Source organism: Plantactinospora sp. B24E8 (assembly GCF_039871735.1).
GTDB lineage: Bacteria > Actinomycetota > Actinomycetes > Mycobacteriales > Micromonosporaceae > Plantactinospora.
In genome coordinates this window covers 1-26,291 of the sequence record NZ_JBDPMH010000055.1, presented here as the reverse complement: position 1 = coordinate 26,291, position 26,291 = coordinate 1, and the positions used below count along the sequence as shown (strand labels likewise).

Here is a 26,291-nt window from a genome sequence, read left to right as displayed (position 1 = left end):
GTCGGTCAGCGCCTCCTCGCTCTGGCCGCTGTGATCTGGCACAACACCAACATCGGCGCACCCAACCCACGATCACTCATCGCGTACGACCATTGACCAGCAAAGATTTAGGACTCAATCATCTAGGGGAGCGGGACTGACGTGGAGGAACTCCGCCAGGACGAGGTCGTCGACTACCTGCGGCACGGGCTGCTCCGCAACCTCCAACGCACGTCCGCGGACGAGGTGCTGCGGGAGGTCGCCGACGCCGTACTGTCCGGGCACGTCACGCTCCGGGAGGCGTTGACCAGCCGGGCGTACGGGGAGGCGCTCGGTGGGTTGCTGGAGAAGGTCGGCGAGGACCCGGACGCGCTGTCGCCCGAGGCGCAGGCCCGGTACGCCGAGGAGGCGCGCGGGTTCGAGGAGCGGCTGGCCAGCGAACAGGGCATCCGGATCGTCGGCACCTGAGGTACCGGTGCCGGACCGGCGATCCGCGGTGCGGGAAAAAATCCGAGCCGGATCCGCAACCGGGTGCCGTTGACAGATATGATCCGCCGGTTGCGCCCTACCCCGCCCGTAGCCGAGCCGTCGGGACCGGGTCCGCGATCGTATGGAGGATGACGCATGTCCCAAGGGCAGGACTTCTTCGGCCTAACCGAGGACATGATCTCACGGCCGAACTTTGAGTCCGTACTGCGCGGTTTCGACAAGCGACAGGTCGAGCAGTACGTCGCCCAGGTCTCCGCCGAGGTGTCGAAGCTGACCGCCGAACGCGGGCAGGCGTACAACCAGCTCCAGCACGTGACCGCGCAGCTGCAGCAGGTGCAGGCGGAGCTGAGCGAGCTGAGCCAGCGGCCGGCGCAGGTGGACCGGGCCTCCTTCCGGGATCTCGGCCCGATGGTCGACCAGATCCTGGCGCTGGCCGAGAAGCAGGCCGAGGCGATCGTGAACACCGCCGCGCAGCGGGCCTCCGAGCATCAGAACGAGGCCGAGCGGCTGCTCGCCGAGAGCCGTGAGCGGGCCGAGAAGCTGATCGCCGACGGCGAGGCCGCCCAGGCCCGGGCCGAGCAGGAGGCGTTGCGGATCAACGAGCAGAGCGCCCAGCAGATCGAACAGGCGCGCAGCGAGGCCGAGGCGATGGTGGAGGCCGCGCGGATGCGGGTCCACCAGGAGATCGAGGCGGCCCGTGGCCAGACCCAGCAGGAGTTGGCCCAGTGGAAGGCCAACGTCGAGCGGGAACTGAACGAACGGCGGGCCGCCGCCGAGGCGGAGCTGGCCCGCCAGCAGAGCGTCGTCGAGCAGGAGAACGCCGCACGTCAGGCGGAGACCCAGCAGTACGTGACCGACCTGCGTCGGCACGCCGAGGAGCAGGCTGCCGCCGCCCAACAGCAGCTGACCACGGTCCAGGAGGAAATCGAGTCCCGGCAGCAGGCGCTGGCCCAGCTCCAGGCGGCCCAGGAGACCGCGCAGCAGCGGCTCGGACAGTCGCGTCAGGAGCGGGCCACGGCGGAACACGAGATCGCCCAGTTGCAGCAGCGTCTCGGCGAGGTGCGGCAGGACCTCACCGCCGAACTCAACCGGCTGGAGGAGGCGCGGCGGGCGGCGGACACCGCCGAACGGCACGCCCAGGAGGTCCGGGCCCGGGTGCAGCGTGAGGCGAAGCGGGTGGCCGACCGGGCCGCGGCGGCGGTGATGGCGGCGGCGGCGATCAGTGCCGAGACCGGCGAGTACCGGATGGTGGCGGTCCGGGCAGACGCCGCCCGTGCCGCCGCCGAGGAGACCGTCGCCGAGTTGGAGGCTGCCGCGTCGGCCGAGCCGGCCGCTGAGCCGGCCGCCGAACCGGTTGCCGAGCCGGTCGGCGCCGAGGTCGGTGCGCATCACCACCACCAGCACTACCACCAGCCGATGCCGGTGGCCGACAACGGCCGGTTCTAGGTTCGCGGGCGGCAGCGGCACGCTGGCGGCCCGACACCCTCGCCCACGTCCCCCTCGACGGCCTCGTTCTGCGCGGAACGGACCTCTTCCCGCCGGTCGTGCCCGATCCTGGAAGTGGTCCCCTGCCCGGGCCGGTCGCCCGGGGCGTGTGCCGTTCTTGCCGTGGGTGACGCGGAACACCTGCGAAAACGGGCTTTGTAATAGGTGACCGGGCTACGGTTATTTCATTGGCCAGGGACGTCCGAGCGCGGCTCGGACCGACCCGGCGACCGCAGCCGTCATCGAGGGGGAGCCATGGCCGCATCTGTCCTGTCCTACGAGGTGTTCGTCTCCGACGGTCCGGCCCGGGCCGGTGAGCAGCGCATGCCGGACGGATCACCGATCTACTGGAATCCGCTCTCGTCCACGCTGATCTACGGCGCCGAGGAGGCGCTCCTGGTGGACCCGCCGTTCACCCGGGAGCAGATCGCGCAGGTGGGTGACTGGGTCGAGGCTTCCGGACGGCGTCTCGCGTACGTCTACGCCACGCACGGACACGGGGACCACTGGTTCGGCACCAACGAGCTGCTCAAGCGCTTCCCCGGCGCCGTCGCCTACGCGACGCCCGGCACCATCGAGGTCATGCACCAGCAGGCCACCGTCGGACGCGAGCAGTTGTTCGACCGGGTCTTCCCGGGACTGATCCCGGAGTCACCGGTCGTCGCCGTGCCGGTCCCCGCCGAAGGGTTCCTGCTCGAGGGCAACCCCGTCCGGGCGGTCGAGACCGGACACACCGACACCGACCAGACCACCGTCCTGCACGTGCCCTCGATCGGCCTCGTGGTGGCCGGTGACGTCGTCTACAACGGCGTCCACCAGTACCTCCTGGAAACCGTCGACGGTGGCCTGCGGGAATGGCTCGAAGCCCTCGACCGTGTCGAAGAACTCGCACCCCGCGCCGTCGTCGCCGGACACAAGAACCGGGACCGCTCGGACGACCCGGTCTGCGTCGACCTGACCCGGAAGTACCTGCTGGACGTGGAGCGGTTGCTGACGGAGAAGTCGACCGCCCGGGAGTTCTTCGACGAGATGATCCGGCTCTACCCGGACTGGGTGAACCGGGGACCGGCGTGGTACGGGGCGCTCGGCCTGATCGGGAAGTGACCCGATGACGCCCCCGCCCACGCCAGCCGCGGTTCCGACACCGTGGCCCGCCACCGCGCGCTACGACCTCGAACCGGCTCCGGACGGCCTCGGGCTCGTCCAGGATCTGCTCAACACGGTGGACGCCGGGGTACCGAGGCAACCGGACCTCCTCGGCGACCTGGCGAGTGCCGCACGGTGGGCCAACGACGCGACGGCCCGGTGGTCGGCGGTCACCGGGCGGCCGGTCTCCGGGATCGTGCTCGATTCCGCCGGGCTCCGGGACCTGCGGGCCTTCCGTGACCGACTGTGGCAGGAGATCGACTCCCGGCTCCGTGCCGAGTCGGACCCCGGGCCCACGGTGTCCGGACCCGCTGACGCCGTCCCGACCGGTCCCCGCCGAGCCGGTGCCGTGCTCCGGCTCGACGGGACCGGAGCCGTCCATCTCGAACCAGCCGGGACCGGGGCCGACCTGCTGATGTCGGTCGTCCTGGCGGCGCTGTTCGAGGCGCAGCTCGGCGACGTCCGGCGTCGGCTCAAGACCTGCCGAAATCCCCGCTGCCGGGTGGCCTTCTTCGACCGTTCGCGTAACAACAGCGGGGTGTGGCACTCGGTACGCGTCTGTGGGTACCCGACGAACCTGCGTGCCCACCGGGCGCGTCGGCGCCAGCCGGACTGATCGCTCGCGCCGGGCGCCCGCCGTCGGCGTTTTAGATCATGTGGCGCTTGCTGTCAATATCCGCTGTTTCGTCGGAGCTCGCCCGGGACTGCGCTCAGTGAGCGGCCGAACCGGGTGGGCGATTGCGCTGCGTACACCCAAGATCGTGTCTGCGCACCCTGAAACGATCATGGTCTGCCACGGTGGGTGATCCAGGCGGCGCGTCGTCACTGTCCGAGATGGTGTAACCGCATTCGTGATCATTGTCTCACTCGACATGTCCTAACGGGACACACACGATGTGTGAGAAATGAGGCGTCGTCACCTTGACCGACCGTTCTGCCGGCAATGTCGTACCTGACGGGAACAGCATGTTCCGTACCGATCGGGCGCGGCTCGGCGACGACGAGATGGGGAACGGGCCGTCCCGACGCCGGTGGCGTCCGGACGGCCCGTCGCTTGACGCTGCCACGAACCGGTTCGACCGAGAGGGAGAGGTAATGGTGGACTTGTCCCTTGTCGAGCACCTGAGCGGCCAGTTGGCCCGCCTGTCCGAGGTCGCCGGGCTCGACCCGGGCACCCCCCTCGACCTGCTGACCCGGATCCTCGGAACCGCCGGTCCCCGGCCGCTCACCGAGCCACCGGTGTGGCCGTCCGACGTGGCCGACGACCACACCCCGGTCGAGTACTCCCTCGCGTTCAACCGGGGCGAGCCACCGACCCTGCGGATCCTGGCGGAGGCACTGGGCTCGCCCCCCGACGCCCGGACGAACCTCGCCGCCGGCCACCGGTTCCTCGACGAGCAGGCCCGCCGGTTCGGACTCCCGACGTCCCGACTGGAGCAGGTCCGCGACCTGTTCAGCACAGACCGACCGCAGGGCGAGTTCGCACTCTGGCACTCGCTGGTGTTCCGCCACCGGCGGCCACCGGAGTTCAAGGTCTACCTCAATCCCGAGATCCACGGCGTCGACCGGGCACCCGGGCTGGTCGCCGAGGCACTGCACCGGCTCGGCCTCGGCAGGTCGTACCGGAACCTGCTGGACCACGGGGTACGCCCGGGTGAACTCGGCCGCCGGGACCGGCTCACCTTCTTCGCGCTCGACCTGCACGACGGGCCGCACACCCGGGTCAAGCTCTACCTGAGCCACCACGGCGCCGAGGTGCGGGACGTCATCCGGTCGGCCGGCGTGGTGGACGGTGTCGACGGGGCGGAACTCGCCGACTTCTGCGCCGTCGCCGGCGGCCGCACCGGCCCCTTCGACGGCCGGCCACTGGTGGGCAGCTACACCTTCACCGGCGACGCCGACCGGCCCGTGGGCTACAGCCTCTACGTGCCGATCCGTAGCTACGTCAGCGACGACGAGGAGGCCCGCGACCGGGTGGCGGCCCTGCTCACCCGGTACGGCTTCGACAGCGCGCAGCTCGACCGGGCGATCGCGGCGGTGACGCCGCGGTCGCTGCGCGACGGCGTCGGGCTGATCGCACACGTGTCGCTACGGCTGGGACCGCCCCGACCCGGGGTGACGGTCTACCTCTCCGCCGAGGCGTACCGGGTCTCGCCACCGCGCCCCCGCCACCTGCGGACGCCCGGTGACCCGCTGACCGTTCCGGACGGCCGATCCCGGCCCGGACAACACCTGAGATACGAGGAGCGAGTTGTGTCCGTCCATCCGCGAGTGACGTTGCCGCCGTACCGGATCAAGGTTGTCGAACCGATCCCCTTTCTCACCGCGGAGCAGCGTCGCCAGGCCCTCGCCGACGCCGGCTACAACCCGTTCAACCTGCGCGCCGACCAGATCACCATCGACCTGCTCTCCGACTCGGGCACCGGGGCGACCTCGGCCGCCCAGGAGGCCGCCGCCGCGCTCGGCGACGAGTCGTACGCGGGTGCCCGCTCCTGGTTCCGCTTCCTCGACGAGGTACGGGACCTCACCGGATACCCGCACATCCTGCCGGTGCACCAGGGCCGGGCCGGCGAGCGGGTGCTCTTCGGCAGCCTGCTGAAACCCGGGCAGCTCTGCGTCAGCAACACCCACTTCGACACCACCCACGCCAACGTGACACTGGCCGGCGCCGAGCCCCGCGACCTGCCGTGCCCGGAGGCCGCCGACCTGGACGACCCCGCCCCGTTCAAGGGCAACATCGACCTCGTCGCGCTGGAATCGCTGCTGACCGGGCCCGAGGCGCCCCGGGTCGGGCTGGTCCTGATGACCATCACCAACAACGGCCTCGGTGCCCAGCCGGTCTCGATGGCGAACCTGGAGGCTGTCCGGGAACTGTGCCGTCGGCACCGGGTGCCGTTCTTCCTGGACGCCGCGCGGTTCGCCGAGAACGCCTGGCTGGTCGGGCAGCGGGAGCCGGCGTACCGGGACTGGACGCCCCGACAGATCGCCGCCCGGGCCTTCGCGCTCGCCGACGGCTGCGTGGTCAGTCTGAAGAAGGACGGCCTGTCGGCGATCGGCGGCTTCATCGGGCTGCGCGACGACATCCTGCACGCGGCCTGCGAGGCGAACCTGATCGCCACCGAGGGCTTCTCCACGTACGGCGGACTGGCCGGCCACGACCTGGAGCGGCTGGCCCAGGGCCTACGCGAGGTGGTCGACCCGGCGTACCTGGGGGCGCGGGCGGCGGCGACCGCCCGACTCGCCCAGATGATCAACGATGCGGGGGTGGACACCGTCCAGCCGCCCGGCATCCACGCCCTGTACCTCAACGCCGGCCGGCTCCTGCCGCACCTGGCGCCGCACGAGTTCCCCGGACACTCCCTCGGCTGCCAGCTCTATCTCGACGGCGGGATCCGTTGCGCCGAACTCGGCTCGCTCTACCTCGGCCGGATGGACGAGCGGCACCAGCTGGTCAGCCCGGCTCCCTTCGAACTCGTCCGGCTGGCCATCCCGCGCCGGGTCTACACCGACGAGCACTTCGAGTACGTCGCCGCGATCCTGGCCGACATCGCCAAGGATCCCGAACGTGTCCAGGGATACCGGATCGTCTCGTCGCCGCCCCTGCTGCGCCACTTCAAGGTACGGCTGGCCCCGGCGGCGGAGCGGGTCGCCGGATAGTCCGCACGCGCCACCCGGGACCCGTGTCGGCGCGGTCAGCACCGTGCCGACACGGGGTGAGGCGTGTCGTGGTCAGCCGGCGACCGGCAGTCGGGACAGCGCGTGCCGGACCAGTTCGATCAGCGCCTGCTTGCTGGACGCGCGGTCCCGGGCGTCACACCAGAGCAGCGGTACGGCCGGATCCAGTTCCAGCGCCGAACGGATCTCCTCCTCGGTGTACAGGCACTCGCCGTAGAACCGGTTCACCGCGGCGACGAACGGGATGCCCCGCCGCTCGAAGTAGTCGATGGCCGGGAAACTCGTACCGAGTCGCCGGGTGTCGACCAGGACGATGGCGCCCACCGCGCCCTGGGCCAACTCGTCCCAGATGAACCAGAACCGGTCCTGTCCCGGCGTGCCGAAGAGGTAGAGCACCACGTCGTCCGCGATCGTGATTCGTCCGAAGTCCAGCGCGACGGTGGTGTTCGTCTTGTCCTCGACACCGGTCATGTCGTCGACCCCGACGCTGGCCTGGGTCAGGACCTCTTCCGTGGTCAGGGGTGGGATCTCGCTGACCGATCCGACCAGGGTGGTCTTGCCGGTGCCGAAGCCGCCCGCCACGACGACCTTGACCGATGTGCGATCCACGTTCTATCAGTCCCTCTTGTCTAGAGTCTTTCGAGACCAGCGAGAACTGTCTCCAGCAGCCGGCGGTCCGCGATCCGGTGCTGGGCCGGCGACCCGATGCCCAGGTAGCCCTGGTCGAGCAGCACGTCGACCATCACCTTGGTGATGGTGAGCGGGCGGTGCAGGTAGGCGCCGATCTCGGCGATCGAGATCCAGTTCAGGCACCGGCCGACGATGTCCCGGTACTCCGGCTCCAGCCGGCTCGTGTCGGCCGGCCGGGCGATCACCTGGGTGGCCAGGTCGAGGTTGGTGTTCCGGGGACTCGTCCGGCCGTTGACGAGGATGTACAGCGGGACGAGCCGCCCCGCCTCCGCCTCGTCGTCGCCGTCCCAGGCGTCGTGGGTCACGGTAGATGCCCGGGTTGACCGTTGACCATCGAGGCGACCGATCGCACCTCGGAACCGAGGTACTCGCCGATCCGGGTCACCAGCCGGCTCATCTCGTAGGCGACCGTGCCCATGTCGACGCTCTGTTCGCAGACCACGGCGAGCCGGGCGTTCTTGCCGGCGGCGGCGACGAACAGGGTCTGTCCCTGGTATTCGATGATGACCTGCTGGACCGGGCCGCTGTCGAAGCGCCGGCCCATGCCGGCGGCGACGCTGTGCAGCGACGAGGCGCCGGCGGCCAGCAGTTCCGCATCGTCACGCGGCAGCGACGAGGACTTCTGCACGACGAGTCCGTCGGTGGAGAGGACAACCGCATAAACGACATCGGGAATCTCTACAAGACCGTCCAACATCCAGGTCAGGTCATTGTGTGATGTGCCGTTGGTCACGCGTTCCTGCCTTGATCATCAATGGTTGCGGTTTCCGCGGTTTCCGTGGTGTCCGCGGTCTGTCCGGCGGCCCACGCCCGTTGATACTGCGTGAACCGGCTCCGGGCCTCTTCGGGGGTCCTGGCCGGGCCCGTACCGGGTGAGCCGGTACCCGTCGGACGCTCGTCGCGGAGCTGGGGGACAAGGTGCTGCTGCGGCTGCCGGTGCGGCAGCGGAGGCCGGTTGGCGACGGGCGCGTCCGTGCCGGCCTCCGACCCGGTGGGTCGCGGCCCCGTGCCTGCTCCGGTGGCCGGTCGGCCGGCCTCCTGCGGCCGGTTGGCCGGCGGAACCGCGGTCTGCCGCGCTCCCGGCTGCCCGGCCGCCGCCGGTGGACGGGTCTGCGGTGCGGCCGCCGGTGGTGCGCCGCCGGTGACGCGCGTCCCGGCGGCCGGTGTGCCGGCCGGGGACGGTCCGGAGACGGCCGGCGCACCGGGGCCCGACCGCTGGCCGGGCCGGCCAGCGTCGACCGTGCGGCCCTCGGCCGACTCCCGCTGTCGAGGAACACCGGACCCGTTACCGGCCTGCTGGTTGATCGGTCGATTGTCGTTCATCATGCCGCCCGCGCGGTCAGGTCGTCGTCCTTCGACAGTCTGGACGCCCGGTACCGGGCCCGAACCGTTCACGGCCGGTGCGTACCCCCCGACGGCGGCGGCGAGACGCGGACCGGGTCGCCCGGCGTCGCCGGCGCCGGGCGACGGTGTACCGGACCGCCGGGCGCCCATGTCACCACGACCGCCACCGTCGGCCGGGAGCGCGGTGATGATCCGGTCCGGCAGCAGCACGATCGCCAGCAACCCGCCGTACGCCGAGGTACGGAGGCTGACCTGGATACCGTCGCGCTTCGCCAGCTCCGCCACGACGTGCAGACCGATCTGCGCGCCGTCGTTGAGCGCCGTCACGTCCGGGGTGGGCGCGGTGGCCAGCAGGTGGTTCGCCTCTTCCAGGGCGTCCCCCTTCATCCCCACGCCGGCGTCCTCGATCTCCACCGCGACGCCGCGCTTGACCTCGTTGCAGGTGACCCAGACGGTGGTGCCCGGTGGGGAGAAGGCGAGCGCGTTGTCGAGCAGTTCGGCGAGCAGGTGGATGGTCCCGGCCACCGAGTGTCCCAGCAGCGCCACGTCGGGCGCGCTGCGCAGGGTGATCCGCTGGTAGTGCTGTGCCTCCGCGAACGCCGCCAGCATGACCCGACGGACCGGTACCGGATTCTGGAACCGCCGCCCGATCTGGCCACCGGCCAGGATGACCAGGTTCTCCAGGAACCGCCGGGTCTGGGTGAGCTGGTGGTTGATGTCGAACAGTTCGGTCAGCAGCTTCTCGTCGCCGATCCGGTTCTGCAGGTCCTCGATGACCTTCAGGCCTCGCTGCAACGGACGCTGCGGACGACGGGCGACGCCCATCAGCATGGCGACACCGGCCGCCCGGGTCTTCGCCTCGTCCACCGCCGCGGCCGCCGCGGCCTGCAACGACCGGTTGATGACGTCCGCGACCTGGCCGATCTCGTCACTGCCGTAGTTCTGGCTCGGCAGTTCGGCGTCGAGGTCCACCTTCTCGTGCCGGCGCAGCCGCTCCATGATCGCCGGGAGTCGTTCGTCGACGACGACGGCGGCGTCCCTGCCCAACTGCGCCAGCCGGACCGAGAGGGCCCGGTCCACCAGGACCTGTGACTGGCGGATTGCCCAGAGGATCGCGGCGACGGCGATGGCGAGCGCCATCAGACTACCGAGCGAGGCGGTCAGCAACTGGTTGTTACCGGTACGCAGCGCCCGCGCCGACACCTGGTCGGCCTGGGCGACGGTGAGTGCGATCAGGTCGTCGGAGACCTGCCGGGTCAGCGACTCCCAGCGGGACCGGTTCGCCGACAGACCCCGGGGCGTGCCGTCGCGCCATGCCCCGGCCCCGACAAGTTCGTTCTCCGCGGCGACGAGCCGCTGCCACGCCTCGCTCGCGGTGATCGCCTCGTACTGTCGGCGTGCGTCCGGCTGCAGGTGCGGGGCCACGTTCTCCAACGCCGAGTGGTACGCCCCGATCAGGCGGACGAAGTCGAGGTGGCTCTCCTGGCCCAGCGCCCGGGAGCCGAAGGCGCCGTCGATGATCGAGGCGGACCGGGACATCAGGTCGCTGGCCCGGAACGTCTCGGTGGCCGCGATGCCGCCCTGTGCCGCCGTGACGTCGGGAACCACCCGGGCCTGGGTGTCGAAGAGGCTGGTCGCGGCGTCGAGGAGTTGGTTGTAGAAGGCGTAGACCTGCGCACCGCCGGCCGACCGGGAGTCGATCGTGCTCCGTACGTTCGGCAGCTGGTCGAGCTGCTCGGTGAGCGTCTGCCACCGGGTGGTGATGGACCCGGGCGCGTTGGCGAGCGCCGAGTTGGCGGCCGACCGCAGCGCGGAGAGCAGCTCGTCGGTGCGTCGCCGCTGGTCGAGCAGGGCCTGCAGGTCGTTCGTGGGCTGGGCGAGGTAGGCGACGCTCAACCGTCGTTCCTGCTGGATCGAGCCCAGTGCGGGCACCGCGGGGATCGACACCTGCCGGACCCCGTTGGCCACCTCGCGGTTGTAGAAGCCCTGGAAGACCAGGTAACCGGAGGCGATCAGCCAGATCACCATGGCGACGACACTGGGGATCAGCACCAGCCGGACGACCCGCCGCTTGATGGACCGCTGTCGACCGCGTCGCTTGCCTGACGTTGGTTCGGGCTGGTCAGAGGCGGGGAGCCGGCTCGCGCGGTCGGCCTGATTCTGCGCCAACTTCCATCCAATCATGGGCAAACCGAGAGAACCGGCGGGCGTTTGCTGCTTCCATCGCCGATGTGTGGGCAACCCTACCGGTCTGTCCGCTCTCGCACTAGCCCGCCGGACTCGCAGTGATGAGCACCTATCGTTCGTACTGATGGGGCAATGCCGGTAGCGGACACGCGAGGAGGCCCCAACGGGCGGTTCGCACACCTGTCCGGTAATTTCTGGCTCTGGTCGTACCGCCCGGACAGGAGAAACTCAGGCATGGGTAAGCGGACAGTTCACGTCTCCGACTTCAGTGGCAAGGTGCTGCGGAGCGCCGACGAGGTGGTGCGCGTCGTGGTGCTCGAGCACCCGGACCTGGTCGCCGGGCCGGTGCAGCTGGAGGCCGAGCCGACCGAGATCGAGAGCATCGACGACGCGGCACTGGACGTCGCGGTCGTGGAGATCCACGAGAACGGGGAGGACGAACCCCGGCGGGTGGTGCTCAACGCCAGCGAGTTCGACGCGCTGGCCGTCGACGTACCGATGGCGCAGCTGTTGCGGACGGCCGAGCGGGTCCGGCCGGCGAAGACGAGCCGGAAGTCCGAGCGGGTCGACTACGGCACCCTGGAGCACGCCGGCAAGCCGCACCGGGGACGGGTCACCGAGGAGGAGGCCCGGCTGGTCCGCGAGCACCTCGACGAGGTCAACAAGCGCCTCGCCGACGAGGGGATCCGACAGATCGACCCGACCGACCCGGAGCACGTCGCCCGTTACGGGTTTCCGACCCCGGACTGATCCGCGAGCCGGTCCGGGCTGAGCGGCCAGGGCTGATCCGCGAGCCGGTCCGGGCCCTGGCCGCCGTCACGAGCCGGAGAGCGTCCGGGAGAGCCGCCTGGCCTCGGTGACCAGGCGCGAGCCGCCGGTCCGGGCGGCCACCTCGGCCAGCCCGGGGATCTCCCGGCGGATCCCGGTCCCGGCGGCCGTGCCGGCGGCCAGCGCCAGCAGGTCGGCCGTGCCGGGACGGGGCTCCGACAGCGCCAGCAGCGTCGGCAGGGCGGCGGCCGCGACCGCCCAGACGGCGGCGGCGCCGGACCGCGACACCTCCTCGAGCGCCCCGACCGCCCGACGCAACACCACCCGACCGCCGCCGGCCAGCTCGCCGAGCAGCCGGCCGAGCAGCTCACCGTCGAACTGACCACGCCCGACGAGCAGCACCGTGGCGTCCACCGTGTGGAGCCGGTCGGCGTCGCGGCGGGCGGCCAGGCCGTACGCCAGACAGAGGGCCATCGCGGGGCCGAACGGGCCGTCGCACCGGGCCAGCGCGGGCAGGGCTTCGGTGCCCCCGCTGCGATCGCGGTCGGCGGCCGCTGTCACGTACGGCTGGATGTGCGCGGCGACGACCTCCCGGTGCGAGGGCAGCACACCGGGCCAGAGCATAAGATCGTCCGGCGCCCAGTACACGCCGTAGGCCCGGGACCGGGCCGCCGCACCGGCCGGCAGCGTGAACAGGTCCGGCGGCACCGGCCAGTCCGCAGCGGCCGGTCGGACCGTGGTGACCAGCCGGCCGTCGGGCTGGTCCAGGCACCAGCAGCGGTACCCGTGGTAGGAGCCGCCGCCGTGGGTGCAGGGTCTGCGGAGCACCGCCAGTATGTCGACGAGCGGGTCGGGCAGGCCGCCCCGGTCGAGCCAGTGGTGCAGCCGCCGGCCGGCGGGGGAGCGGAGCGCGGCGGCGGCCGTACGCAGCCCGGGGCGCGCCGCGTCCCGGGGCAACCGCAGCAGCGCCTGGGTCAGGTCGGCCCCGCCCGGCTGCCAGCCGTCCCGCTCGGCCGCGACCAGCAGCCCGAGCAGCCGTTCGGGATCGACCTGCCCGCTGACGGTCGCCGGGGTGGCGAGCAGCGCCGGCGGCGCGGTGTCGGCCCGGAAACCAGCGGCGAGTTCGGCCAGCCGGCGATGGAGGAACGCCCTCGGCGCCGGCTCCGGTGTGGACCGGACGGGCAGGTGAGCGGGGTGGATCTCGGGATCCTCGCGGCCGACCACCGCGCGCAGCACGCTCCAGACCTGGCCGCTCCACGGGGGAGCGTCTGGCTCCAGGGCGGCGACGAGGCCGGCCCGGTCGATCCGGAACCAGTGGGTCAGTCCGGCCAGCACCCGCTCCAGCAGCACCGGGTCGTTCCCCTCCCGACGCAGCCGGCTCACCTCGCCGGCCAGCTCACCGATCGAGCCGACCGGTGGTGGGGCCGGCTCGTCGACCCAGCCGCCGGGGTCGGCGGCCACCGGGTCGACGCCGCTCACCGCTGCGGGCGGTGCCATGCCGAGCAGCGCGTACGCCTGCCGTGCCAGGTCGCCGGTGAGCCCGGCGGCCGCCGCACGCAGGGTCCGCCCTCCGGCCGGGCCGGCGGCCGGCAGGTGCCGGGCCAGCACGGTCAACGCCCGCTCGGCGAGGTCGACGGCCGGATTGCCCAGCCCGACCGCCAGCGCGTCGACGAGTTCGGGCAGCTGACCGGGATCCCGCCCGGCCGCCCGGTCCAGCCAGCCGAGCTGGGCCCGGACCAGTTTCTTCTCCGGCCGGAGCAGGATCACCCTGCCCGCCTCGACCAGGGCGGCCGGTGGCAGTCGCCCGACGTCGTCGAGGGCGCGCAGCGCCCGCTGCGCCGTCTCCACCACCTGCGCGTGCGCGCTGGACAGCACCCCCAGGTACTCCTGGTGGTGCGCGGCGATCTCGTCCAGGTCCGGTTCGAGTCGGTGGTGCAGGGAGAGGATGTGCCGCATCGGGGTGACCCGGTCGCCGGACCGCATCCGGCGCAGGCAGCCGGCGAGCAGGTCGGCCCGGTCGATCCGCCCCTGGCGAGACAGGTCGAGCAGGACCGTGCCACCCTCCTCCCGCAGGTCGGCGCCGACCCCCTCCACCTCGAACACCTGCGGCACCATCACCGGCAGCCACTCGTCGGACCACCGGACGTCCGGCCGGTCGGACGGGAGGGCGTACCGGACCCAGCCCCGGACCAGTGGATCGCTGACCCGGGGACCCACACCGGAGGCGTTCAGCAGCGCGTACGCCAGCGGCCACTGACGGGCCAGGGTGGACATCCGTACCCGGTCGGCGAACCGTCGGGCGACCGTGGCGATCGCCGGACGGCCGGGAGCGCGGAGCACCCGGACCACGTGGTCGAACGGCGAGTGCTGGTGCCACGCCCAGGTCAGCTCGGGACGGCGTAGCCAGGTCACCACGTCGGCGGCGGTGGGCAGACAGCCGGCACCGGCGACCAGCAGGGCGGGTCCCTCGTGCCGCAGCTCGTCGTAGCGCCGGTCCAACCCCGCCAGGTGCTCCCGGACCGCGCCGGCCAGCTCACGTCGGGCCGGCTCGGGCAGTCCGACCAGTGCGTCGGCGACCCGGTACGGATCCGCGTAGGAGATCAGCTTGCGGAGCTGGTCGGCGTCGAGGGTCATCGTGCTCCTCCGGTAACGGCCGGGTCGGTGACGGTCGCGGCCAGTACGTGCTTGCAGGGACCCCGTCCGCCCTGGTGCTCGGCCCACCAGGGGCAGGTGCAGCCCAACCGGCCGTCGGCGGTCCGGTGCACGAGGTAGCGGCGGCCGCCGGAGCTCACCTCCACGTCGTCGCCGAGCCGCCGCACGGAGTCGGCACCGGCGAGCAGCCGGGCGGCGGTCAGCCGGGGATGCAACGTGTCGACCCGCTCAGGGGCGTACGGCAGCTCGCGGTGGAAGTGGCCGACCTCGGCGCAGTCGTACCCGACCCGACCGGAGCTGGCCAGCACGGCGAGCGCGGCGCGTACCCGGTCGACGGTGAGCCCGGACCGGGCCGCGACCTCCGGCACGTCGACGGTGGGCGCCCAGCCGAGCAGCCCGCCGACCAGGTCGGCGTCGCCGACGGCGCGCGCCGGGCCGTCGACGTCCCCGGCACCGCCGGACAGTGCGTCGAGCAGCCGCCCCTCACCGGAGAACCCCCGGTTGGTGGCCGGGGAGAGCATCAGCCAGAACCGCGCGACGCCGAGATCCAGCTCCCAGCCGCTGCACAGCGCGGAACTGCCGGCCCGGGCCGTCGGGCCGTAGAGCCGCAGCGCCCGGGTGAACCGCAGCAGTGGCCGGAGCACGGCGAGCCGGTGCGGTGCGGCCAGGCACACCGCGCCGGGCAGCGGGGCGGCGCAGGTGCGCAGCGAGCGACCGGCCGGCATCAGCCAACGGACCTCGGTGCCGCCCCGGATCGGCAGCCGCTGCAGGAACGCGTGCGCCTCGGCGGCGGACAGTTCGGCCCGCGGCTCGAAGCCGGCGGCCACGGCGGGCACCTCGGCCAGCCCGCGCAGCCACCGCTGCGGCAACGGGACCCGCTTCTCCACCACGGCGCCGTCCAGGGTGGTGACGGTCAGGTCGTCCGGGCCGACCGAGAGGCGCAGTGGGTCACCGGCGCCGACCCGGGTCAGCGCGGTGTGGAGCGGCGGGTTGATGTCGACGTTGGTGGTGCCCCGGCCGAGCCACTCTCCGTCCAGTCCGGGCGCGAGCACGTCGAGCCGGGCGTACCCGCCGCAGCAGCCGGAGAACGCCTCGAACCGCAGCCGCTCGCCGTCGCCGGTGACCACCGGGTCCCGGTAGCTCCGCCAGGTCCCGTCGAGGGACTGCCGGGACCGACGGAAGTCCGTCCGGGCAAGGTCGGCGAGGACAACCAGCCCGGCGGCGGTCGCCCGGGGGTCGACCGCGAACCCGGTGAAGAAGCGCGGGTGCGCCGCCGGCCCCCGTGCGGTCCGCCCGCCGGCGGTCTGCAGGACCAGCCGTTGGTCCAGCAACGTGGAGGCGCTCCGATAGCCGTACGTCTCTGTCTCGCCGCTCATGGCCGCCGACCATAGGAGCCGCCTCCGACACTTTGCGTGCGTCGGCCGGCGGGCCGGGTCGGCCATGATGGACGGACGGCGCGGGGGACTAACGCTTCAGGCCGACGCCGGCCGCCACTTTCAACATGGTCGGCGGCGCCGTCTCGTCCGGCCACCACTGCTGTACGTCGACCACGCCGGGGGGCAGCAGTTCGAAACCGTCGAAGAACCGCTCGATCGCGTCCCGGGAGCGGAACGTCATCGGCGCCGGCGAGTTCACCGAGATCTCCTCCAGCTTCGCCCGGGCCGCCGGATCACTGCCGTCGCTGCAGAACTGGGAGATGCAGACGTAGCTGCCCGGGGCCAGCCGCTCACGGAACTCGGCGACCAGTGCCGCCGGATCCTCCTGGTCGGTGACAAGGTGGAACAGGCCGATGAAGAGCAGCAGCACCGGCTCGTCAAAGTTGATCAGTTGCCGTATCCGGTCGTCGTCGAGGAGTCGCCGGGGCTGGCGGACGTCCGCCTGGATCGACGCCACCCCGTTGTCGTCGGCCAGCAGCGCCCGGTTGTGCATGAAGACGATCGGGTCGTTGTCGACGTACACCACCCGGGAGTCGGGGGCGATCGCCCGGGCGCTCTCGTGCACGTTGGGCCGGGTCGGGATGCCGGCACCGATGTCCAGGAACTGCCGGATCCCGGCCTCGGCGCACATCTGCGTGACCCGGAGCAGGAACCGCCGCTGCGCGCGGCCGAGCGCCGGCAGGTCCGGGGCGAGCGCGATGACCTGCGCCGCGGCCTCCCGGTCCACCGCGAAGTTGTCCTTGCCGCCCAGCACGTAGTCGTACGCGCGGGCGTGGCTCATCTGGGTGGTGTCGATTCCGGTCAACGCGAGATCCTGTTCGGACATGACGACTCCCGTGATCGTCTCGAACGATGGCAGTCGATCATATTCGGTGGGTCGCCGTGCCGCGAGGCACGGCGGTACCGCGGCCGGTACTGGCGGAACCGGTCGATCTTCGACGTAGGATGGGCCCCCGGGCGGCGACGGGCGGAAACTTCCCGGTACGGGTGGGAACCGCCGTCGGACGGACGCGTCGCCGTGCCACGGGTGCGGAGTCGAGGAGGACGCCGACGTGCCGGGCGCCCAGCTCCGTGCCACGATCCCCCGGTGGATCGGGCGGTACCTGGTGCCGGCGCTCTTCGCCGCCGTCTTCGCCGCTCCACTGTGGTTCATGGTGGTCGGCTCGCTCCGGCCCACCGGGCTGCCGCCGCCTCGGACGCTTGAGGTCCTGCCGCCCGAACCGACCCTGAACGCGTACGCGCGGCTGCCGGAACTGTTGCCGCTCTTTCGCTACCTGGCGAACTCGGCGCTGGTGGTGGCGCTCGCCGTACCGCTGACCGTGGTGGTCGCCTCGCTGACCGGGTTCGGCATCCGACTGCTCGGGCCGGTCGCCCGGCGTCGGGTGGTCACCGGACTGCTTGTGGTGCTGCTGGTGCCGGTCACCGCGGTCTGGGCGACCCGGTTCGAGGTGTTCCGGCTGCTCGGCGTGGTCGACACCTACCTGCCGCTGCTGGCGCCGGCACTGCTCGCGGTGAGCCCGTTCCTGGTGCTGCTCTACGCCTGGAGCTTCGGCGGCGTACCAGAGTCCCAGCTGGAGGCCGCCCGGCTGGAGGGCGCCCGGTGGTGGTCGGTCTGGCGGCGGGTGGCGTTGCCCCAGGTCCGGCCGGCGACGCTGGCGGTCGCGGTGCTCGCCTTCACCTACCACTGGGCGAACTTCATCGACCCGCTGCTCTACCTGCACAGCGGGGACCGGTACACGTACGCGCTCGGCCTGCAGTTCCTGCGACTGCTGAACCCCACCGACTGGCCGCTGCTGATGGCCGGCTGTGTGCTCGCCACCCTGCCGTGCGTGCTGGTGTTCCTGCTGGCGCAGCGGATCCTGCTCAGCGACAACCCGTTGGTGGCACTGCGACAGGGAGGACGCCGATGACGACCCGGAGCACGCGGACGACAGGCCGGAGCAGGGCGACGGCAACCCGGCCATGGCGACGGTGGGGCGCCGGCCTGCTCGCCGCCGTACTCGCCGCCGGGGCACTCGCCGGCTGCGGCGGGGACGACGATCCGGACGGAGCAGGCGCGATCACCGTGGTGCTCTTCGGCGACGCCGAGGAGATCGCCGGCTACCGCACCATGGTCGAGGAGTTCGAACGGGCCAGCCCCGAGGTCGACGTCACGCTCTCCCCCGTGGCGACCCAGGACGAACTGATGGCCCGGCTCACCACCTCGTTCGCCGGCGGAACCCCGCCGGACGTCTTCCTGCTCAACTACCGCCGGTACGGGCAGTTCGCCGCCCAGGGGGTGATCGAACCCGCCCAGTCCCATCTCGACGCCAGCACCGTGCTCGACGAGGCCGACTTCAGCCCGCGCGCCCTGGACGCGTTCCGGTTCGACGGGAAGTCCCTGACCTGCCTGCCGCAGAACCTCTCCTCGCTGGTCGTCTACTACAACGCCACGATGTTCCGGGCCAGGGGCCTCGCGCCGCCGAAGGCCGGCTGGACCTGGGACGACTTCCTCGCCACGGCGAAGGCGCTGACCGGCGACGGGACGTACGGGGTCGGGGTGGAGCCGTCGGTGCCCCGGCTCGCGCCGTTCGTCTGGTCCAACCGTGGCGACCTCGTGGACCATCCGGACCGGCCCGGCACCCTCACCCTGACGGCGCCGCCGGCCACCCGGCAGGCCGTCGACTGGTTTCTGGACCTGCAGCTCACCCACCACGTGGTGCCGCCGGACGCGCAGGAGCAGAGCGAGTCGAGCGAGGCCCGGTTCCTGCGCGGCACGCTCGGCATGTACCTGAACAGCCGGGTCGCGGTCCCCACCCTGCGGACCATCTCCGGATTCGAGTGGGACGTGGCGCCGTTGCCGGTCGCGCCGGGCGGCGTACCTGCCTCGATCCTGCACAGTGACGCGTACTGCATGAGCGCCGGCCGGCCGGACCACACCGGTGCCTGGCGGTTCATCGAGTTCGCGATGGGGGAGCGGGGACAGCGGATCCTCGCCGAGTCCGGACGTACCGTGCCGTCCCGGCTCGACGTCGCCCGCTCCGACGTCTTCCTCTCCCCGAGCCTTCCGCCCCGGTCCGCGCAGGTCTATCTCGACGCCGAGCCGCACCTGCGGGCCACCCCCCGCACCGCCGGCTGGTCGCGGGTGGAGAAGGAGACCGACGCGCTGCTGGAGGAGGTCTTCTACGGCCGGGTCGGCCGGGAGGAGGGGCTGCGGCAGATCGAGGAGCGGATCCGGCCGCTGTTCCAGGAACCTGTCCGGTGACCGCCCGCCGGGCTGGGACGGATGCGGCAGATCCGGAAGCGGTGCGGGCGGGGGCGGCGGGTGAGATCCGGATCGAGTCGCTGACGAAGACGTACGGCCGGATCACCGCCCTCGACGGCCTGGACCTGGTGGTCCGCCCCGGTGAACTGCTGACCCTGGTCGGCCCCTCCGGTTCGGGCAAGTCGACGGTGCTGCGACTGGTCGCCGGGCTGGACCGGCCGGACCGGGGGCGGGTCCTGCTCGACGGCGCGGACGTCGCCCGGGTACCGCCGCACCGGCGGGCGGTGGCGATGGTCTTCCAGGACTACGCGCTCTATCCGCACCTGACCGTACGCGGCAACCTGCTCTTCGGGCCGCAGGTCCGGCGGGTACCCCGGGCGGAGGCGGACCGGCAGATCCGGGACGCCGCCGAGCGGCTCGGCATCACCGACCTGCTCGACCGGTATCCGGACCAGATGTCCGGGGGGCAGCGGCAGCGGGTCGCGCTGGCCCGCGCGCTGGTCCGGCGGCCGAGCGTCTATCTGCTCGACGAGCCGCTGGCCAGCCTCGACGCCCAGTTGCGGGTCACCACCCGGGCGGATCTGCTCGCCGTGCACCGGACCCTCGGCACCACGATGGTGCACGTCACCCACGACCAGGCGGAGGCGATGACCCTCGGCGACCGGGTGGCGGTGCTCGACGGCGGCCGGGTACGCCAGGTCGGCGTACCCCAGCAGGTGTACGACCATCCGGTCGACCTGGTCGTCGCCCGGTTCCTCGGCAGCCCGCCGATGAACCTGGTCCCCGGCGGCGGGGTGCTGGGCGGGTCGCCGGACACCACCGTCGGGGTGCGGCCGGAGGACCTGGTCCGTGACCCGGAGGGGCTGGTCGAGGTGACGGTCGAGGCGGTGGAGTCGTTGGGCAGCGAGGCGATCCTGCTGACCCGGTGTGACGACGGCACCCGGCTGGCGGTCCGGACCGGCCCCCGCCCGGGCGTCGGCACCGGTGACCGGCTGCGGCTGCGTCCCGACCCGGACCGGCTGCACCGCTTCGACACCACGACCGGGCGTCGCCGGTGACCCCGGGACGGGTACGCCGCCCGCTCACCGGCTGGGCCTTCCTCGCCCCGTACGGGGTGGCGGTCGTCCTGCTGATCGCGGTCCCGGCCCTGCTCAACCTCGGGTACGCGGTCACCGACCACACCGGGTTGACCCGCGACCCCCGGTTCACCGGCCTGGCGAACGTCCGTCGGCTGTTCGCCGACGACTTCTTCCTGGACAGCCTGGAGGCGTCGCTGTTCCACGTGGCGGTCTCGGTGCCGCTGCGGTTGCTGGCCGCGATCGGGCTCGGGCTGCTGCTCGCCGCGCCGAGGCCGGGCGGGCGCTGGTTCCGGGCCGCCGTCTACCTGCCGACGGTGATCCCGGACGTGGCTCTGGCGGTGCTCTTCCTCTGGGTGCTCAACCCGTTGTACGGGCCGTTGAACCAGCTCCTCAATCTGGTCGGCCACCCCGGTTTCACCTGGCTCGCCGAACCGACCACGGCCCGGGTCGCCGTGGTGATCATGCTGCTCTTCCCGATCGGGGAGGGATTCCTGGTGGTCCTGGCGGCCCGCCGGATGCTGGACGGGCGGCTGTACGAGGCCGCCACGCTCGAGGGCTGCGGACCGTTCGGCCAGCTTCGCCGGCTGACCCTGCCGCTGCTCGCCCCGGTGCTGGTGCTGCTCGCGGTCCGGGACACCATCCTCACCCTGCAGGTCAACTTCGTGCCGGCGTACGTGCTCACCGACGGTCGTCCGGCGAACGCCACCCAGTACCTGCCGGTCTACATCTTCGACCAGGCCTTCGAGTTCTCCGGTTTCGCGTACGGCGCGTTGATCACGATCGTCCTGATGGTGATCACTGCGGCGATCATCACGGTGCAGTTGCTCGCGGTCCGACGCTGGCGGGTGCTGCGCTGACCGGCTTCCGGTGCCGGCGGGTGCCGCGCCGGGCGGTCCGGTGCTACTGGCGGCTGCCGCGTGGGGCGTGCCATCCTGCTCGGATGAGAGCCCGGGTCTGTCTGGTCGCCGTCGCCCTGCTCGGACTCGCCGGCTGCGGTGGTGGGTCGGCGCAGACCCCGACGGCGGGGGACCGGGGGCAGGCGATGCTGGCCAACCTGCCGAGCTGTGACCGGGTGCCGATGGACGCGGGTCGCGAGGTGAGCGGCGAGGTCACCGGCCTGGTGCTGCCGGCGGGGGCCCGGGTCACCTCGACCGTGCCGCAGGGCGCGCTGACCACGGTCGAGGCGACGGTCCGGATGACCCCGCTGGACGTCCGGGCCCACTACCAGGGGCGTACCGACGTCGAGGTGCTGAACGTCGAGGACGAGATCTTCGAGTCGGAGGTGCTGCTGCGGGCCGGGCAACGGCGGATGTACCTGCGGGCCACCGCCCTCTGTGCGGACGGCACCGCGCTGACCGCCGTCGTCGGACCGGACTCCGACGACGCCGGACTGCCGGAGTTCCGCAGTGCCGGCTGATCCTCCCGCCGCCGACGAGGGCGGCGCTCTGCCGCTGTCGCTCCGTTCCCGGACCGGACAGGGCCCTGACCAGCGATGTCCCGGGTTTCCCGGGGCCGGCGGAGCCGGTCCGGAAAAATTCTGGGCGGCGCTGTCGAAACCGGCGCCGGCCGTTCGACGCGTTGGTGAAGGCTGGTCAACGGCCCGACCCGGTGAGCGCAGGACCAAGGGAGAAGAACATGCGGTACATGCTGGTGCACAAGCTCGACGACAAGGACCCGGCCGCCTGGTCGCCGACCCCGGAGTTCATGGGCCGGATGGGTGCCTTCATGGAGGAGGCCAACAAGGCCGGGGTGCTGCTCGCCGGGGAGGGCCTGCGGCCGACCGCGGAGGGCGCCGCCAAGGTCGACGTCAAGGAGGGCAAGGCGACGGTGGTCGACGGCCCGTTCGCCGAGGCGAAGGAGGTCATCGCCGGGTTCGCCATCCTCCAGGTACGGGACCGGGCCGAGGCGGTCGAGTGGGCGACCCGTTTCGGGGAGATGTTCGACACGGTGGAGATCGAGATCCGGCGGGTCGCCGAATTCTCCGATTTCGCCTAGGGACGCCGTCCCACCCCCATTCCCGGGGACCCGGACGAGAGCCCGGGCGCCGGTGTGGACCGGCGCCCGGGGCCGCCGCCGTGCCCAGGGGATACGTCACGAATTGTGTACCCGCGCCGAGCGCTATCGTGGGCCGGTGGCGGCCACGGAGACGAATCAGACGATCGAGGCGGTGTGGCGGATCGAGGCGGCCCGGGTCATCGCCGGTGTCGCCCGGTTGGTCGGTGACCTCGGCCTGGCCGAGGAACTGGCCCAGGACGCCCTGGTCGCGGCCCTGGAGCAGTGGCCGTCCGAGGGCGTACCCCGCAACCCCGGCGCCTGGCTGACCACCACTGCCAAGCGCCGGGCCATCGACCAGATCCGGCGCCGGGAACGGTTCGAACGCAGCCTCCCCGACCTGGTCGTGCCGGAGACCGCGGAGACCACCGACTTCGACGCGGTGCTGCAGGAGGAGCCGATCCCCGACGACCTGCTGCGACTCATCTTCACCGCCTGCCATCCGGTGCTCTCCGCCGAGGCCCGGGTCGCGCTGACCCTGCGGCTGCTCGGCGGCCTCACCACCGACGAGATCGCCCGGGCGTTCCTGGTGCCGTCGCCGACCATCGGGCAGCGGATCAGCCGGGCGAAGAAGACCCTGGCCGAGGCGCGGGTGCCGTTCGAACTGCCGGTCGGCGCGGACCGGACCGAGCGGCTGGACTCGGTGCTGGAGGTCATCTACCTGATCTTCAACGAGGGGTACTCGGCGACGGCCGGCGACGACTGGCTGCGTCCGGCGCTGTGCGAGGAGGCGCTGCGGCTCGGCCGGATCCTGGCCGGTCTGATGCCGGCCGAGCCGGAGGTACACGGCCTGGTCGCGCTGCTGGAGATCCAGGCGTCCCGGACCCCGGCCCGGACCGGCCCGTCCGGCGAGCCGATCCTGTTGCTCGAACAGGACCGGCGGCGCTGGGACCGCCTGCTGATCAGCCGAGGGCTGGCCGCCCTGCAGAAGGCCGAGGCGCTGGGCGGCGGGACGTACACCCTGCAGGCCGCCATCGCCGCCTGCCACGCCCGGGCCCGGACGGCGGAGGAGACCGACTGGGCCGAGATCGCCGCGCTCTACGCCCGGCTGGCCGAACGGGCCCCGTCACCGGTGGTGGAGTTGAACCGGGCGGTGGCGGTGTCGATGGCCGAGGGACCGGTCGCCGGCCTGGCGGTGCTGGAACCGTTGCTCGCCGAGCCGGCGTTGCGCCACTACCACCTGCTGCCGAGCGTGCGCGGCGACCTGCTGGCGAGACTCGGCCGGGCCCCGGAGGCGAAGGCCGAGTTCGAGCGGGCGGCGGAGCTGACCCGCAACGAGCGCGAACGGATTCTGCTGCTCGACCGGGCGGCCGCCTGCGACTGAGTGTCGTGGCCGGCCCGGCGCACCGGCCGTTGTCGGCGGTCCGGGCCGACCCGTCGTCGATCCTCTCATCGAACCCTCTTCCATCTCCCCTGCGGTCCGTCGTGGCGCCGCAGGTGGAGATGGGGGCGCGTGCGCCGCGTGGTTCAGGTTGAGAAAGGTTCATTGACCATGATCGGTGCTGCTGTCTAGCCTGGCCACACGTCGACCCGATGACAGGTCGCACTCCAGTGTGGACAGGAGAGAAACCGTATGAAGGCTTCGCTCGTCCGACATCGTCGGGGCAGTGCGGTGACAGCGACCCTGGCACTGCTCGCCACCGGCGCGTTGGCGGCCTCGGCCGCCCCGTCCCGCGACCAGACCTCCGGCGACCGGTTGTCGCTGGCGACCAGCATGCCGACCGGCCCGATGGAACTGCCCGCCGAGTGGATGACCTCCCAGCGGCTCAGCGACGGCAGCCGGGAACTCTCCGCCGCCAAGTACGTCCGGGCCCGGGGCGAGGCGAACGGCCTCTTCGGCCGGACCCGGGGCGCCTACCGGGTGCTGGCCGACCAGCGGTGGGACTTCTTCGGGCCGACCAACATCGGCGGCCGGGTCGTGGACATCGCCATCGACCCGAAGGTCGACGACCAGATCTTCGTCGCCGCCGCCTCCGGCGGGGTGTGGCGGTCCCGGGACGCCGGAATGACGTACGAGTCGGTGTGGCCGCACGACTGGGTGCAGAGCATGGGCGCGGTGGCGATCACCCCACGCGGCGTACTCTTCGCCGGCACCGGCGAGGCACAGCCCGGCGGCGGCTCGATCACCTTCGGCGGTGACGGGATCTACCGCTCGAAGGACCGGGGAAAGAGCTGGAAACGGGTCGGGCTGACGGACAGCCACGCCATCGCCCGGTTCGCGATCGACCCGCGCGACGAACGGCGGATCTTCGCCGCGGCGGCCGGCAACCTCTTCGTCCCCGGCGGGCAGCGCGGCGTCTACCTCTCCGAGAACGGCGGCGACAGCTGGCGCCGGGTGCTGACCCCGCCGAACGCCACCACCGGGGCGACCGAGGTGGTGATCGATCCGGTCAACCCGAACCGGATGTACGCGGCGCTCTGGGACCACCTGCGGGAGCCGCACCAGCGGACGTACGGCGGCCCCGGCTCCAGCCTCTGGCGTTCCGACAACGCCGGCCGGAGCTGGCAGCGGATGACCAACGGGCTGCCGACCGACGCCGACCAGGGTCGGTGGGGCATCGCGCTGGCCCCGGGCGATCCGCGCCGGCTCTACGCGTACGTCGGCACCGCGCTCGGCCCGTTCCGGGCGTTCTACCGTTCCGACGACGGCGGTGACACCTGGACCCAGACTCCGGTCACCGCGAACCAGGCGTCGCAGTCGACGTTCAGTTGGTGGTTCGGCAAGCTCTGGGTCGACCCGGACGACGCCGACCACGTCTTCCTCGCCGGGGTGAACCTGATGCGTTCCACCGACGGGGCGCAGAGCTTCTCGTCGGTCAGCGGCGTGCACGCCGACCAGCACGTGATGCGCTGGGATCCGAAGGTGCCCGACCGGGCCTACCTCGGCAACGACGGCGGCATGTACCGCTCGGACACCAACGGGGTCGGCGGCTGGACCAAGGCGACGTACGAGCCGTACACGCAGTTCTACACGGTCGACGTGGCACAGACCGACCCGGCGTTGAAGGTGGCCGGCGCCCAGGACAACGGTTGCAACCGGGGCTACCAGGGTCGGGGCGGCCCGTGGGAGGCGATCGGCTGCGGCGACGGGCTCCAGGTGGTCATCCACCCGCAGGCGTCGAACATCGTCTTCGGGTGCAGCCAGTACGGCTCCTGCTACCGGTCGGAGAACAGCGGCGGCACCCCGCGGCAGACCATCGGCACCGGGCAGACCGTCTCACAGCGGCGCAACTGGCAGACGCCGCTGCAGTTCGACCCGACCGACCCGAACGTCATGTACTACGCCGGCAACATCGTCAACCGGTCGACCGACAACGGCCGTACCTGGACCGCGATCAGCCCGGACCTGACCGGCGGCGGCCCGAACGACCCGAACGGCTATCCGTGGGGCACGGTCACCACGCTCGCCGCCGCGCCGACCGACGGCAACACGTTGTACGTCGGTACCGACGACGGCCGGCTCTGGTGGACCGACGACCTCGGGGCGAACTGGCACCAGGTCGATCCGGCGCAGCTGCCGGGCACCTGGGTCACCCGGGTCGCGGTGCACCCGCGCGACGCCGACATCGCGTACGCCACGTTCTCCGGATTCCGCTCCGGCAGCGACCGGCCGCACGTGATGGTGACCCAGGACGGTGGCCGTACCTGGACCGACATCGGCCGGGGGCTGCCGGACGCGCCGGTGAACTCGATCATCCCCACCTCCGACGGCCTGCTGCTGGTCGGCACCGACGTCGGGGTGTACGTCTCGGCGTGGAACGGCGGCGAGTGGGCCGCGCTCGGGGCGAACCTGCCGATGGCGGCGGTGATGTACCTGCGCTACCACGAGCCGACCCGGCAGTTGACCGCGGCCACCTTCGGTCGGGGCGTCTACGACGTCACGGTGCCCCGGTGTTCCGGGGCGTCGACCCGGCTGCCGTTGCGCCGGCCGGGCGTCGGGGTGGTCGGGGCGCTGGCCTCGTGCCGGGCCCGCTGACCCGGCCCTGGCCCTGGTGCCGGCGACCCGGCCACCGGTCGAGCGGTGAACCCGGCGCCGGGCCGGCCGGGGAACCATCGGGGGTGTGG

At 72.2% G+C, this 26,291-nt stretch carries 21 protein-coding genes and 1 pseudogene; 15 read left to right on the top strand and 7 right to left on the bottom strand.

Annotated elements, in window-relative coordinates:
• From ABGB21_RS35950 to ABGB21_RS35925, 6 genes and pseudogenes are all read left to right on the top strand, one after another.
• Positions 1-96 (top strand): annotated as a pseudogene (locus tag ABGB21_RS35950) (IS982 family transposase); the annotation flags it as partial.
• Positions 97-141: 45 nt separating this feature from the next.
• The gene (locus ABGB21_RS35945) at positions 142-447 is read left to right on the top strand and encodes a hypothetical protein (protein WP_347654729.1); all 306 of its coding nucleotides are present in this window, start codon (positions 142-144) and stop codon (positions 445-447) included.
• A 156-nt stretch (positions 448-603) separates the two neighbouring features.
• Positions 604-1,914 (top strand): hypothetical protein, encoded by a 1,311-nt coding sequence (locus tag ABGB21_RS35940; protein ID WP_347681631.1) that lies wholly within the window; start codon positions 604-606, stop codon positions 1,912-1,914.
• A 294-nt stretch (positions 1,915-2,208) separates the two neighbouring features.
• A complete protein-coding gene (locus ABGB21_RS35935; protein ID WP_347681629.1) occupies positions 2,209-3,057 on the top strand; it encodes an MBL fold metallo-hydrolase in 849 nt (282 codons plus the stop codon).
• Positions 3,058-3,061: 4 nt separating this feature from the next.
• Positions 3,062-3,715, top strand: coding sequence for a CGNR zinc finger domain-containing protein (locus tag ABGB21_RS35930; protein ID WP_347681627.1), 654 nt, complete (start codon positions 3,062-3,064; stop codon positions 3,713-3,715).
• A gap of 479 nt (positions 3,716-4,194) precedes the next feature.
• A complete protein-coding gene (locus ABGB21_RS35925; RefSeq protein ID WP_347681625.1) occupies positions 4,195-6,756 on the top strand; it encodes a tryptophanase in 2,562 nt (853 codons plus the stop codon).
• Between the two features lie 72 nt (positions 6,757-6,828).
• On the opposite strand, the gene ABGB21_RS35920 is transcribed toward ABGB21_RS35925, so the two are convergent.
• The 4 genes from ABGB21_RS35920 to ABGB21_RS35905 are packed head-to-tail and all read right to left on the bottom strand — an operon-like array spanning position 6,829 to position 10,860.
• The gene (locus ABGB21_RS35920; protein ID WP_347654724.1) at positions 6,829-7,383 is read right to left on the bottom strand and encodes an ATP/GTP-binding protein; all 555 of its coding nucleotides are present in this window, start codon (positions 7,381-7,383) and stop codon (positions 6,829-6,831) included.
• Between the two features lie 20 nt (positions 7,384-7,403).
• Positions 7,404-7,769, bottom strand: a complete 366-nt coding sequence (locus ABGB21_RS35915) for a DUF742 domain-containing protein (RefSeq protein ID WP_347654723.1) — start codon at positions 7,767-7,769, stop codon at positions 7,404-7,406.
• Positions 7,766-8,161, bottom strand: coding sequence for a roadblock/LC7 domain-containing protein (locus ABGB21_RS35910; protein ID WP_347681623.1), 396 nt, complete (start codon positions 8,159-8,161; stop codon positions 7,766-7,768). Before ABGB21_RS35910 ends, ABGB21_RS35915 begins: the two co-directional genes overlap by 4 nt.
• A 32-nt stretch (positions 8,162-8,193) precedes the next feature.
• Complete coding sequence (locus tag ABGB21_RS35905; protein ID WP_347681621.1) at positions 8,194-10,860, bottom strand: nitrate- and nitrite sensing domain-containing protein; 2,667 nt, start codon at positions 10,858-10,860, stop codon at positions 8,194-8,196.
• 369 nt (positions 10,861-11,229) lie between these two features.
• Between ABGB21_RS35905 and ABGB21_RS35900 the strand changes: the two genes are divergently transcribed.
• Entirely contained in the window at positions 11,230-11,745 is a 516-nt protein-coding gene (locus ABGB21_RS35900; protein ID WP_347654720.1) for a hypothetical protein, read from the top strand.
• A gap of 66 nt (positions 11,746-11,811) precedes the next feature.
• Here the strand turns inward: ABGB21_RS35900 and ABGB21_RS35895 are convergent, their stop codons facing one another.
• The 3 genes from ABGB21_RS35895 to ABGB21_RS35885 all read right to left on the bottom strand — a co-directional run bounded on the left by ABGB21_RS35895 (position 11,812) and on the right by ABGB21_RS35885 (position 16,677).
• Complete coding sequence (locus ABGB21_RS35895; RefSeq protein ID WP_347681619.1) at positions 11,812-14,397, bottom strand: DUF6493 family protein; 2,586 nt, start codon at positions 14,395-14,397, stop codon at positions 11,812-11,814.
• Entirely contained in the window at positions 14,394-15,791 is a 1,398-nt protein-coding gene (locus ABGB21_RS35890; protein WP_347654718.1) for an SWIM zinc finger family protein, read from the bottom strand. The genes ABGB21_RS35895 and ABGB21_RS35890 overlap by 4 nt, the downstream gene beginning before the upstream one ends.
• An 88-nt stretch (positions 15,792-15,879) precedes the next feature.
• Positions 15,880-16,677 carry an SAM-dependent methyltransferase gene (locus tag ABGB21_RS35885; protein WP_347654717.1) on the bottom strand — a complete coding sequence of 266 codons (798 nt, stop codon included), beginning with the start codon at positions 16,675-16,677 and terminating at the stop codon, positions 15,880-15,882.
• Between the two features lie 226 nt (positions 16,678-16,903).
• Here ABGB21_RS35885 and ABGB21_RS35880 point away from each other — a divergent pair, with 226 nt between their 5' ends.
• The 8 genes from ABGB21_RS35880 (at position 16,904) to ABGB21_RS35845 (ending at position 26,202) form a co-directional block, all read left to right on the top strand.
• Positions 16,904-17,761, top strand: coding sequence for a carbohydrate ABC transporter permease (locus ABGB21_RS35880; protein ID WP_347654716.1), 858 nt, complete (start codon positions 16,904-16,906; stop codon positions 17,759-17,761).
• On the top strand, positions 17,758-19,095 hold the full coding sequence (locus tag ABGB21_RS35875) for a sugar ABC transporter substrate-binding protein (protein WP_347654715.1): 1,338 nt from the start codon (positions 17,758-17,760) through the stop codon (positions 19,093-19,095). The genes ABGB21_RS35880 and ABGB21_RS35875 overlap by 4 nt, the downstream gene beginning before the upstream one ends.
• Positions 19,096-19,136: 41 nt before the next feature.
• A complete protein-coding gene (locus ABGB21_RS35870) occupies positions 19,137-20,153 on the top strand; it encodes an ABC transporter ATP-binding protein (RefSeq protein ID WP_347681617.1) in 1,017 nt (338 codons plus the stop codon).
• Entirely contained in the window at positions 20,150-21,031 is an 882-nt protein-coding gene (locus tag ABGB21_RS35865) for a sugar ABC transporter permease (RefSeq protein ID WP_347654713.1), read from the top strand. Before ABGB21_RS35870 ends, ABGB21_RS35865 begins: the two co-directional genes overlap by 4 nt.
• Before the next feature lie 83 nt (positions 21,032-21,114).
• A complete protein-coding gene (locus ABGB21_RS35860; RefSeq protein WP_347654712.1) occupies positions 21,115-21,591 on the top strand; it encodes a hypothetical protein in 477 nt (158 codons plus the stop codon).
• 218 nt (positions 21,592-21,809) lie between these two features.
• Positions 21,810-22,169 carry a YciI family protein gene (locus ABGB21_RS35855; RefSeq protein ID WP_347654711.1) on the top strand — a complete coding sequence of 120 codons (360 nt, stop codon included), beginning with the start codon at positions 21,810-21,812 and terminating at the stop codon, positions 22,167-22,169.
• A 136-nt stretch (positions 22,170-22,305) separates the two neighbouring features.
• Positions 22,306-23,550 (top strand): RNA polymerase sigma factor, encoded by a 1,245-nt coding sequence (locus ABGB21_RS35850; RefSeq protein WP_347654710.1) that lies wholly within the window; start codon positions 22,306-22,308, stop codon positions 23,548-23,550.
• 288 nt (positions 23,551-23,838) lie between these two features.
• The gene (locus ABGB21_RS35845; protein ID WP_347654709.1) at positions 23,839-26,202 is read left to right on the top strand and encodes a glycosyl hydrolase; all 2,364 of its coding nucleotides are present in this window, start codon (positions 23,839-23,841) and stop codon (positions 26,200-26,202) included.
• Positions 26,203-26,291: the final 89 nt, after the last annotated feature.